At 35.1% G+C, this 12898-nt stretch carries 8 protein-coding genes; all 8 read right to left on the bottom strand.

From position 1 onward, the window contains the following. Positions 1–1190 precede the first annotated feature (1190 nt). The 8 genes from G468_RS0110545 to G468_RS0110495 all read right to left on the bottom strand — a co-directional run bounded on the left by G468_RS0110545 (position 1191) and on the right by G468_RS0110495 (position 12874). On the bottom strand, positions 1191–2078 hold the full coding sequence (locus G468_RS0110545; protein ID WP_081700660.1) for an RHS repeat-associated core domain-containing protein: 888 nt from the start codon (positions 2076–2078) through the stop codon (positions 1191–1193). A gap of 18 nt (positions 2079–2096) precedes the next feature. Next, positions 2097–2987, bottom strand: coding sequence for an RHS repeat domain-containing protein (locus G468_RS0110535; protein ID WP_026823094.1), 891 nt, complete (start codon positions 2985–2987; stop codon positions 2097–2099). Positions 2988–2993: 6 nt separating this feature from the next. Next, a complete protein-coding gene (locus G468_RS0110530) occupies positions 2994–5993 on the bottom strand; it encodes an RHS repeat protein (RefSeq protein WP_026823093.1) in 3000 nt (999 codons plus the stop codon). Between the two features lie 80 nt (positions 5994–6073). Then, on the bottom strand, positions 6074–6520 hold the full coding sequence (locus G468_RS0110525) for a hypothetical protein (protein WP_026823092.1): 447 nt from the start codon (positions 6518–6520) through the stop codon (positions 6074–6076). Positions 6521–6601: 81 nt separating this feature from the next. After that, entirely contained in the window at positions 6602–8098 is a 1497-nt protein-coding gene (locus G468_RS0110520) for a TULIP family P47-like protein (RefSeq protein WP_026823091.1), read from the bottom strand. A 157-nt stretch (positions 8099–8255) separates the two neighbouring features. Then, complete coding sequence (locus G468_RS0110510; protein WP_026823090.1) at positions 8256–9533, bottom strand: TULIP family P47-like protein; 1278 nt, start codon at positions 9531–9533, stop codon at positions 8256–8258. Positions 9534–9554: 21 nt separating this feature from the next. After that, on the bottom strand, positions 9555–11177 hold the full coding sequence (locus G468_RS0110505; RefSeq protein WP_026823089.1) for a TULIP family P47-like protein: 1623 nt from the start codon (positions 11175–11177) through the stop codon (positions 9555–9557). Between the two features lie 1439 nt (positions 11178–12616). Beyond that, positions 12617–12874, bottom strand: coding sequence for a hypothetical protein (locus G468_RS0110495; protein WP_026823088.1), 258 nt, complete (start codon positions 12872–12874; stop codon positions 12617–12619). Positions 12875–12898: the final 24 nt, after the last annotated feature.

Here is a 12898-nt window from a genome sequence, read left to right as displayed (position 1 = left end):
CACTATTGGTTAATATCAATATACAACAAAAAGCCAAATATAGTAGATTCTGACAAAATTAATAACAATAATGCCATAATATCGAAATAAATAAACGAACAAGTTTTATCGCTAATTATCACTTTATTTATTAGTTCTAGTTAGTGATTGATTAATATTATTTAGTTAGCACATAAAATTAATATTTGATCATCATAATATTGATTAAAGATCACAATTTTTATATTTTATAAATTAAATAATATCCAGGCAATACTACAGAAAGGTAAAGATAATGTTAAAATATCCATATAGCTTTGATACTTTTAGCCATTTTTTAGCTAAATGCGGTTTAAGTAAAATAGAACTAATCTCAAAAGGATATTGTTTTTGTTATCAACTACCGCAGGGAGTCAGCATCTATTTGTATAAGAACGGTACCATACTAATACAAGGTAATCCCACAACCAAACAGGCTATTGAAATGACAATAAAAGCATCGCTGCAAAAAAAAGTTAATAGATTCAACTAATGAAAAATATTTATTATACCTACGTAAAATAGTTTATAAATAATGGCTTATTATTAATAAGAATAAACTAGATAAAATAGCAGCCAATAGCTCGATATTAGCGATATTAATTATCATCGCCATTATTCTTATTTCTTTAATATAGCAATTAAATACATCCATTAAAAAAATATTTTTTACTGCCTTCTTAATGACTTTATAAATTTTATTTATAATATAAAATTAAATCGCTAATAATTGTTAATTTATAACCATACTATTTAGAACCCGCTGATCAATAGAAAACCGTTCCTTTCAATAGAACGAATAAGTTTTAGCCATGTTGTTCTTTTTTATACGATAATAAATGTAACGCAGCTAATTATAACTTATTCTATTAGGTACTGTTTTAATAAAACAGTACCTAATGGCAGGCAATTAAACAGTGATATTATTTTCTCAAATAAAACTGTGTCTTAATAATCGATGCTTAGTTGGTACCTATTTAATATTTAAATTTGATGGGTTCATATCTAAATGCTCTATAATTAAATATGTCAAACTTTGAATATGGATTAGTTTTATCAACCCTATAAATATGCCGCGCGGCAAATTTTTCTTGTAAAGCAGAATAAAGATTTGCTCGCTCCGCATCCCGAAAAAGCTCAGTCATACCCTGCTTTTCAGGGGTACCCGTTACTTAAAAGTTACCCGTTACCGGTGCTGTATAGCTTTTTACATCCTTTTGCAACACCTGTCCAAGTCGATAACCAAAAGAATTTTCTCCGCCCACCCCAGAGTAGCAAGCTATTGTTCTGACATTACTATAATCATCAAAATTATAGCGAGATTTTAAAAGCTGAACTAATTCGTCAACATCCATATTTCTCCATCCGTTTCCTTGTGGGACAACGAGCAGTGAACCCTCACCAATCGCTTGACCATGAGAAACAATATTAAGACGGTTGGCATTTTTATAAGTATCCCTAAAGGTATATAAGCCATCAGCTAACAACTCAACTTGCCTCATCGTGCCACCTAAGGTCAATCGCGTATTTTTTATCGCCCCGACACCTTTCGCGATACCTTTACTCAACGTAAATATTCCCATTGCGGCTGAAGGTATACCTAACCCTAATGAGGCCCAGCCATACTGCTCTGAAGCTTGAGGATTTTTTTCTTCCAGCGCACCAGAAATAATGGCGGTTGCTCCACTAGCGGCTTCTAAGGCAGTCAATGCTAAAGCAACTCCTACCCCAAATTTCAGTGATAAGCCAAACGTGAGCGGCGCCAGTAGAAGACCGATACCACCCACAATAATACTCGCCCATCCCCAGCCGCTGATATGGCCACTAGGGTCGCTGAAGTTTATCGGATCACCATCACAATATGCATAAGTATTAAAACCACCAGCACCAAATGGACTCCAGCTATCCGGCGCAGTGAAGCGCATTAAACGACTGTTGTAAGCACGATAGCCATTTCCCAGTAGATAGCTGCCACTAGCGGCATCCCAATGTTCACCATTGAATCTGGGCCCAATAGTTCCTTCTCCAGCGCCATCCCCCCAAGGACTGTAAGATTTAATCGTTGTTTCTTGGCCATTCTAATATAAGGCAAATACACTTCCCATTGCATCGGTAGCTGTTGCTGTATATCGCACGGGTTTATTATTATCATAAAATTGCTGACGAAAACCCAAGCAGGTTTTATCGAAGGTGTTATATCTTATCTGACCGTCTGTATAAAACTCATTGGTTAATATATCTGACTGATAATAAAATTCTCTAAAATCATGATTAGATTGTTTGATTAATAACCTATCCAATCCATCATACCCATAAAATGTGGTATTTTGATCTTTAGAGACAGTTTTAAGCCTTCCTGTTACATCATAACCCAGAGAACGTCCGACTTCGTCGACTGTCATTCTACCATTGGCATCATACTGTAATGATATAGTTTGTTGTTTCTCGAGATATTCAATATCGGTTAACTGACAGGGGTCACTACTATTTAGATATTTATATTCTACCGTTTCATTGCTATTGTTTGCTGTGGTAACACAGCGGGTTAAATTACCCAATGCATCCCAGCGATAATTTTGCTGTTGTATTTTTTTCCCCTCTGGCGTTTCAGGGCAAGTATCGCCGGAACATTGATAATCCGTTAATCGGCCAAAGAGATCATAGGAATATTGCTCTTCACGCAGTAAACGGGTATTCAGATATAATTTTCTATTGGCAATTTTATTATTAGCAGAAATATTTTGTTCAATTTCAAATGAGGTAATTGTTGCTGGGTTATTTTCAATAATTTGCCGCTTGAATTCCCGCCCAAACTCATCCAAACTCAGTTTGGTTTCCACACTATTGCCGCTTGCTTGATAACTGGCTAACTGGCCGATAAAACGACCTAATTTGTCATAATTTAGGCTAACACTTATTCCTGGATCAACAATGTTATTTAGTCTGCCATGAGGATCATAACTATACATCGTCGTCTAATTATCAGCACCAGTATAAGAAGTTAATTGATTGGCGAGTGAATAGCGGTAATAATTTGTTCGTTGCACCTGATTAGGTAATGTAATTTGTTCTTGATTAAGCTGACCGGCAGCGTTATAAATAAAAGTGTGTGACATACCGGTATTTTCACTAATTTTATTTAAACGTCCGCTAACAGCTTCATATTCCAATTTACGGGTTATTTCACCAAACCGAATTTCTGCGATAGCATTATTTAGCGCGGGAATATATTGATAATTTATGACACTGCCATCTGCATTTGTGACCTGATGGGGCGCCGGCGAGGCGCCTTGATAATATAGTGTAACATTGCGCCCACCAATTTGGCTGCTGGTTAATCGGCCAAGGCTATCAAATTGTTGTGTGCCGAGGATTTTTTCTGTACCCTCTTTCGCCGTTAAGGAAATCTGAATTGGTAAACCATCTTTATAGCCTTTTTTAATCGTCGTACCATCAGCTAATATCTGTTTAGTAACACGATCAAATTCATCATATTCAAATAGGGTTATATTGTCTGACTCATCAATTGTTTTACGGATCCGGCCCAGGCCATCATAAAAAAATTGCCATACCGTATATTTTGTAACAGTATCAGTTTTTAATTGCACTAATCTAATAAGTTGGCCACGAGTATTATATTCTTTTTTTATAATACTCGAAACATCACGATTATCTACTAATGATACTATCTGCTGCCAACTTAGATTTTTAACTGGATCGTAAATATCATTCACTAAAGTTTCATTATTGTACTCTTGACTGACATTCTCTTTCCAATGATCATATTTAAGAGACACCGTGGTTTGGCAGATATTTTCACTCGCTTCGCCTGGATTTAATAAATCATAATGAGTCGTACTCGATAATTTGCCAAATAAATTATATTGCCGTGCTTCTATTTTAAAACCATGGGGTACTTGTTGGGTAAAATAATATTTTTCAACTAACCGCCCCTGCCCATCCATGTTTATTTTATATGCGTTACCAAAAGTATCAGTCATCATTACGCTGATTGGTATACCAGATTCACCAAATGACCAGCTATATTCCATTCGGTTCTCATATTGGGTATCAAAATTTAGCGTATTTGAAATAATTTGGCCGAGTTTATTATAACTATATTGAGTGATATTGTTTTGCGTATCCTTTTCCATAATTAAGCGATAAGCACGTGAAGTCCAGCACTGTTCTTTGCTTACCGATAAATTATCTTTTAAGCCGGTCAATTTGGTTATGCAGCGAATTTGGCTGTTATTATTTAACGTTGACCATTGATATTGCTCTTTAAAAGAGGCAGTTTCGTTACCGTTTTCGTTTACCCATACATTTTTTTCTAATAGCCGGCCATGATTTGTTGATGTGGCATCCTTGTAATATTGTATTTCTTCTCTTCTTATGGGGGCATTATCAGAAAAATAATACTCAGCACTCAATAGCACCATTTTATCGGCTAGCAATGAATCACTATTTCTGATGGGATAACTGTCATATTTATACTGTGTTTTTCTAATTGGCGTTTGAAAATCACTTTTTGCCGGATAGATGGTTTGTTCTTTTAGAAATCGCTTAAAACCATTTGGTTCAGCAGGGCATGTACCCGCTTCACCATTAACATCATAGTAAGTAAATAGGGTTTTCGTTTCATCAAAGTCTTGTTGCAAAATAATATTACAATATTCATCATATTCAGACAGGCTTTTTTCGACTCGATAATCGCCATCTGCTCGCCAAGTTACGGTATGCTCTTTTGGCATTTGATATTGAGGAACCTGCTCAGCAAAAGATTTGGTTACATCAGCATAATATTTTATTTGATTCACTTTTTCACACAGAATATTTCCATTATCCGCTTTGGTTTGTTGCTTCTGTTCAATCATTAAATGAAAACTATTATAAGTTCGGATGGTTAAATAAGATTCATTTTCAGTCCAATTATGCTGTATTGCTATCGAGTCATACTGATAGTTATTTTCTACATTATATAAATAATCTTGACCATATAAGGTTAGTTCATTAATTTGCCCGCCATAGCCAAGAAAATTTTTGTCTGAATATTCATAACTGGTAATTTGTTTCAGTACGCCAAAACTGGGTTCGATAATATGGCTTCTTACATAAGGTAGGTAGGGAAGCCGATCAAAAATTATGACTGGACTATGTGCCCCATTATCCAACTGATGATTTTGCGGTAAACGATGGCCATTGCGCTTATATTCAACCCGCTCAACTAACCCGGTTGGCGTAGTGATTTGTGTCAAAAATTTATGCCGTAAACTACTTCTGCCATATTTAGAATAGGCTAGTGACCATGTCAATAACTGTTGCTGGGTGTTTATGGTTACTGTCGACAAAAATATGCCTTTTTGCACAAGCGTTATACTATAGTTTTCATCGGAATATGGCCAAATATCAAAACTAATGCTTTCTCCTGCCGAAGAATAACTGACTGATAATAAAATATCACGCTGATCACTAACAGATATAAGTCGAGGAAATCCGCCAAAATTTTCCCAATCCAGGATCAGCTTATTACCCGCCGGACTATATATTTCACGCACAACTTTGATATTATCTGCCGTATCATAGTCAGTTAATTTTTCACTAATGCCAGTGTTATAAACAACCCATAACGCATTATTTTTTTTTAGCAATTTAAAATTCTTCGGTTCAGCATGACTAAAGGTACATTCTGACTTTTCTTCTTTGACGTGATAGGATTGGCCGGTGGAAAGGGTTAAAATTCTTGATTCAATATTATAACGGGTTAAATTATCAGAAAAACCCAACCCATAAGTGGCATCATTATTATCTAATGGGGAATAAGAAAGGGTAAGCGGTAATTCGGGCCCCATGTGATCATTGCCAATAATATGGGCAATCGGGATATTAACACCAAAAATACCGGGGCGCGGGTCAACCTGGCCAGTAACTGCACTGGTAAAATTGAATGCCTGAGAGTGGTGTATTGCTTCCATATTTTCATCTGAATAAAATGTGAAATAAAATAGTCATTATTAAATAATAAGTGGTGGAAAATAGTTTTTAATATAAATGATTATTTATTTCTGGCTATTAATACTCGACTTTCAAAGCCGGAAAGTGACATAAACTCGGTTGAAATTTTACTATTATTATTTATTGTAAAAACCACACTAATTGGTGCATAGCCATAAAAATTACCTGCGGTTATTTCAATAACATTAATATCATTTTTAATAAAAAAACGACTAGCAAAAAAGTCCTTATTTTCTGCCGCTGATGCACCCAAAGTATATTCCAATCCAGTAAGGAAATTTACTAGTTTAATTTGTTGGTTATAGATGGCGTTTGCTAATACTGTTTCATTAAATGTTATATAATTATTATTTCTGTCGATTGCAGTAAAAAATAGATAAAATTTGGTAGGATAATTTGTTTTATCTTGATAAGAAAAGGCATTTAAATTTTCTTCCAGCATTTCAATTCGGCCAAACCCTGTTACTTCATTCAGTGAATAGATCATGATTTATTTTTACCTTATTTATTGTTGGAGGGAATAAATCATATTATTTTTCAAATAATATGATTTATATTATATTTAATATTATTCATCAGTTAATTTAACGCCGATTACTAAACTATCGGCAAATTTTGCTGAGTCTATTTTAGCTATTTTGCTCTTCGGCAATGAATTAGTACTGGTAAAATTATGCACAAATTGCTCAAAGGTACTAATTCCTGCATATTCTTTATTGAAAGCCGCTTTGACTAAATCGGTTGCAGTAACCGCCTCTAATGAAAAATTAGCTACCACGGATTGCCCAACCGCGAGAAAATTATACATAGGCAAAGAAACAGGCAACATTTCGCCATTATCCATAACCGTAGCGGTAGACCATATACTTTCTTCACTCAATAAATTAATTTCACTGAGCTCTCGATTAAATATGACCATTTCTTCACCTAATTCGGTCGCGGCAGCAACATCTCTAATGGTACGGAGATCGCGCCATGCGGCGACACCGGCTACAATTGAGGTAATAAGGATCAGAACGCCAGCAATTATCTCACCAATGATGGTACCTTTATCCACTTTATTGCTAATATTAATACTGGTTTGTTTGATATTATTTAAATCGGGAATAAATATAATCTCGTTAGGGTTTTTTCTAACCGTTGCAAAACCCATCGATTGATTGATATTGATTGTTGTGGTTATCCCCCCACTTTTTGGTCTGAAAGTGGCGCCGCTAACATTAAGATTGATATTTTCTCCTTGTAGATTAATTTGCAGACCGTGAGCCGGGATCAAGGGCGCGACAGTCTCAGGATTTTGCTCTGATCCTACGACAAAATCTCCCCAGGTTAACGGCACTTTATTGTGAATTGATAAGCCTTGCGCACTGATGGCAAAATCCTCGGCTTTACTGCCTTTGAGTAAATTTAACGCCGCGGGTAAAAGAAAATGTTTAGTATACATTTCTTTACTGACAATAATTAAGCCATTGACATCATTGGAAAAATAATTTCCGATTCTGGCATCTAACGATTGTTGTAAATGCTCGATCGCCGTCTTACCATCAATCCGATTTAAACAACCAAATAAATCATCGGATTTTCCTTTTATCATCGGCTGGACGGCATAGCTAAAAGCTGACGGTTTGATCCATTGCAAATCTTTATCTTTAGCTTCCAGTTCGAGCATTACGATGGTGAAAATTTGGTCAAATTGCTGAATATTGTCATTGAAATAGTTATCAAACAGTTGATCGATAACCGCACTATCTTCGGCTGGAATATTCCTATATTCACTCGCCAGGATAACCACCGCTTTTGAATTTTCCGTTGCCTGACTATTTACCTTTAATACCCAGGCTTTGCCCTCATTGATAGAGGTTGTATCTTTAATTCTTTTTGTTTGATCGTGAAACTTGGCTAAATTAACCTGTATCGTCAGACGCGTAGCTGCTAAGTCGTGAATAACCTCGTTATTATTGTTAAAAAAACTGCCTTCTGAAACAAAACATTCCAGCCAAATATTCTTACCACTACCGCCATTTTTCAACGCCCAACTCGCCCAGCTGCCACTAATACGATACAAACTGCCTACTATTTTTTTTCGGCCGAAAATTGTTTGGGATAACGATGATTTGCCTGAATTGATTGATTAATCATATCGTATTGCATGGCATAAATGACAACCCAACCATAGGTTGCTATTTCATGCATAATTGACTTCCTGTTAAAAATTAGATCGGCTATCCGCGCATAAAGAAGTTTTCTGCTAATCCACACTCTTTATAATCTGCTACAACGTTCATTGTGACGGGGAAAACATCGAACTCAAGGCCATAGTAGCCAAAACTCCATAACAAATATTCCATTTGGCTTTTAATTCCCCGTAACAGGGCATCAACCACCCAGCCACCAAAGATCCAGAAAGCTAAAGCCAGGGGATCATAAACCGAAGCACTAAATGAGGGAGTTGAAACAGAATTTAAGCTGACTTTAATACGGTTATTTTGACGTTGTAACGAAACAGAATAAATGCCGGATAAACTAAAAGTAACGTAGCTACTATTATAAACCACATCGCAGCGCCCACTGGTGTTATTAATAACGATTTTGTCATCAACAATTTGCACTAGGGCATTTTCAAAATAGGGGGTATAGCCGTTGATTGGATTTAACGGGATATTGCCATTATTACGAATAACATTATTTTCAACTAGTTTAAAATGATTGCGATTAGCGCCCTTAAATATTTCCGGTAGCCCTGCTAGGATCACATGTTTTAGAAAAGCCCATTTGGCAATGGCAAAGCCAATTGAGTCGGTACTTCTCATTAGCGCCGGATCAAATTGTAATTGTAAATCAGCTAAGTTAGGTGGATTGGGATTACAATCTAAAATAGCCAGCACCGCTAAGGCGCCCAATTCACCATTAATAGGCTCATTGTAAGTATATTGAATAATATGGGTTTGCAACCAACCATTGTTATCTTCCGGTAAACTAATCAGATCGGAAAAAACAAACTGCAATTGTTCTTTATTGGCTACAATCATTTCAGCCATCAATGCGCTGAACATTTCTGAAATAATTCTTTCATCTGCCGGGAAGATATTATTAATATCATCATCTAATATAACAACGCTGCCAGCACCGGAAAAAACGTCCTTTTTTTCCTGCACCACTTGCTGACAATTAAATTTTAATTGTGTCTTTGTTAAATCATTGCTACCGACAAATTGCAGTTCAACAGCAATTTTTGGACAGATACCATTCACCGCCACCTCTATTCTTTTGCCGGCAATCGTAGTCGATAATCGACCAGATTTTATTGGGGTAATAAAATTAATTCGCTGTGAACTGCCACCCGGAACAATTTGCCAACTATCAAATTCGCCATTAATGGTGCTATTATTTTCATTGGTATAAGAAAAATTTTTAATTAATAAATCTTGCGCGGTTTTTAATTTGTTATTAATTGATGTACAAGAAGCAGCACAAACTAGATCCCAATTAAACATATCCATAAATAGATCCTTATATTTTTATTAAGTTAAGTTAAGGCCAATAACAAAACTGTCAGCTAATGTGGCTGACTTTAATTCGATATTATCGATTTCTGGCCATTTCACGGCGGAAGTAATGTTGCTGGCAAATTGTCGAAAAGCAGGCACATCATCATAAATCTGTTTATAAATAGCGTCTGATAATAGAATGGAACCCCAAGCAATCCCTGTCGTTGCAGCTGTAACATTCGAGGCAATTTTAATCGTATTAAATATCGTCGGATGAGAAGCCACTCCTCGCGCAATCCTAGCTGCTATTGGTGCTAAAATTCGTGTATTGCTAATGCTTTTAAAGAATCTAAAGGAAAAAGTGGCTGTTCTTGTTGCTTCTACACCCTCTACCGTAGCTCGTGCCGCCTTGGCAAGCCCACCAGCAAACCAAGTGCCTAAGGCTAAAACTGATGCAATAAGGGTAATAATGCTCATCACCAATTCATACCATTTCAACCAATCGTCAAGTACAACAGTACAACTAAGCGTTCCGTCACCTAAACCTTCATTATCCGGTACAAAAACCGGCTCACCCTGTTTATTTTTTTCAACTTTGTATTTAAAATTTTGTTCAAGATTCATGTAAAGCGTCATACCAGCCCGTGGCCGATAATGGGCGCCTACAATCGAGATATGGATATAATCCGATTGCAGGGTTAAATTAAAACTTTCCTTTGGTAACATTGGCGACATTTTTTCACCATTAGGCCCGTCAAACTCTTGCCAAAGCATTTCTCGGTTATTGGTAAGGGAAAGCCCGCTTTCACTGATATCAAAATCCGCTGCAGTTGAGCTTTTAACAATGGCAATTGCCGCCGGTAAAAGAATATGCTTAACAAACATTGCCTTACTGACACTTAAAGCCGCATTTGCACCAAATGGCTTAACCAACTGTAAGGCAGCAATATCAACAGTTTGTTGTAAATGACCGATATCCGTTTTGCCATCAATTAAGGTTAAGGCACCAAATGCGGCGGTTTTTTTATCGATCGAGCTATTAGCAGAGTAGCTATAGGCTGAAGGCTTTAACCATTGAAAATCGCCTTTATTGGCTCTTAATCCGATCAGCACGACGGAAAAAATTTGCTTCAACTGGTCAATATTGTTGTTTAACCATAGTTTAAAAGCACTTTCTATTGGCGTTGCTAAACCAACATCTTCAGAATATAACTCTGGATTGGTAAAATTTGCTTGGGTTATGATGATGACTTCTTGCTGATTAATGATCAATTCAAAGCATTGCGTCTGTTCAGTTATAATAGAGGTGTCATCATCCTGGCTAAGCCATTTCTCAGGTAAAGCTTCCAGTCCCGCCAGTGAAATTTGAATCGTGACTGAAGAGAGCTCTTCATTGGCATTGAGAGGATAATTTTTACCGAAAATAGTTGCGCTCCCATTTTGGATGACACATTGCATATAAACATTTTTTCCACTTGCCTCATTGGCTATCCGCCATTCTCCCCACCGTCCTTCGATTTTCAGTTGTTGCCCGATAATTTTGGTTGTTTGTTCGAATTTATCGGGATAAGGATGATTTTCACCCGCTATTTTATTTAATGTGTCAATATCCGTGAGACTGACAACATCCCATCCACTTGTTGATACGGAAGGCATAACTTACCTCGCTTAATTTCATTAATAGAATTGAGATATGTTTTTTACAAATGTCAAGTAATCAAATATTATTGTGAATATTAATATTGATAATTCCCCTGTCGTTTTTATTAAATTGACAAACTTTTATATTGTTAATGTGTGATTTTTATTTTACTAAACTAAAATTAATTTAATAAAATTTAGGCATAATTTACCTCTGTTAATTGTCTGTTTTCATGGTAGTTGAAGCCAGAGATTTGCATCAAAGAAAAATTCCGTCAAGATAAAATTAGCTTAATTTTATTAGAAAAAAATTATTTTCATCGAATTAAGAATAATTATTTTTACCAATTTTATAAATTAATAAAAAAAAGTGACATTTTATTTTTGTTAGCGCAACTGTAATAACCTATTAATTATTTGGTTAATACTAAATAATGTTATTTTTATTTTTTTGCCGTTAATGGTAATGTTCTATTTACTATTTAGTTAATACTAAACAAGGTTATTTTCTTTTTTGTTATTTACAGTAACAATATCTAATTGTAAACCAAACTTAACTAATACTTTTATATTATATATAGCACCATGGCTAAGCTGAATTTACTTTAAATGTTGACCGTTGTCACATCGCTATTCTAAGAAGAATATGGCTATTGTGGTAAAAGCCTAATATATTTTGCTTTGAGAATAGAGTTGATAACTGGCTTTCAATCATTATTTATTTAATTAAGTTAACAACTTACTAAATAAATTTTTCTTTAAATTATGGAGTTCGTAGGTTTTATTAAAGCAAAAGGTTATCATCAGCTGACAACAAGTTGCGACTTTGTATGGACAATTTTATTACTAGACTGAGTTAATTAACTACTGAATGACGATAGTGGGTCGATATTGAATTGTTAATAGCAGCGATAATTACGGCCGTAACAATACTGACAAAAAAGCATATTTAATATTATGCCTACCTCATTAACGCTGTTGTAAACAATAAAATAACACTCAAGCCAAAGAGTCACAGCGATTATTGATGTCTTAATCATTGGTAAAAACAACAACCACAGGACAGAGTGAAATCATTAGTGCTGATGGGCAATATTGAAATAATTAATTACTAATTAAAAGACATTGGCAAATAAATGAAAAATATTTTCCAAATAATTGATTAGATTATAAAAGTTAAAATAAAAATATCCATTGCTGTTAATAATGTTTATTTATAATAACTTTATATAATTATCATTTCTGTTGTTTACAATAAGAAATAGATAAAATTTGCGGGCTTAATTCAGTTTATCTCGATAAAAAAGTAGTTGGATTTTTTCATATATTTTAATTCAGTCAATCTCTATTATTTCATTCAGTGAATAATTCATTTTTATTTTTACCTTAATTTATTAAATGAGATAATAAATCATATTATTTACCAAATAATATGATTTATCTTGTCGTTAATATTAGCCGGTTGCTAATTTAACGCCTATCACTAAACTATCGGCAAATTGCGCTGACTCTATTTTAGCTATTTTGCTGTTTGATAAAGAATGAGTATTGGTAAAATTATGCACGAATTGTTCAAAGGTACTAATTGCTACATACTCTTTATTCAAAGAAGCTTTCACTAAATCGGTTGCGCTTACCGCTGCTCGTGTAAAATTAGCGACCACGGATTGCCTGTAATGGTCAACAAATTCTGTAGAAGATCTAAGCGGCATTTTTTAGTTCATGATATTTTTGAT

It is taken from the genome of Arsenophonus nasoniae DSM 15247 (assembly GCF_000429565.1).
GTDB classification, from domain to species: Bacteria; Pseudomonadota; Gammaproteobacteria; order Enterobacterales; family Enterobacteriaceae; genus Arsenophonus; species Arsenophonus nasoniae.
Note: the sequence above shows the minus strand (reverse complement) of the source record. Positions and strands in the feature narration are given on the sequence as shown.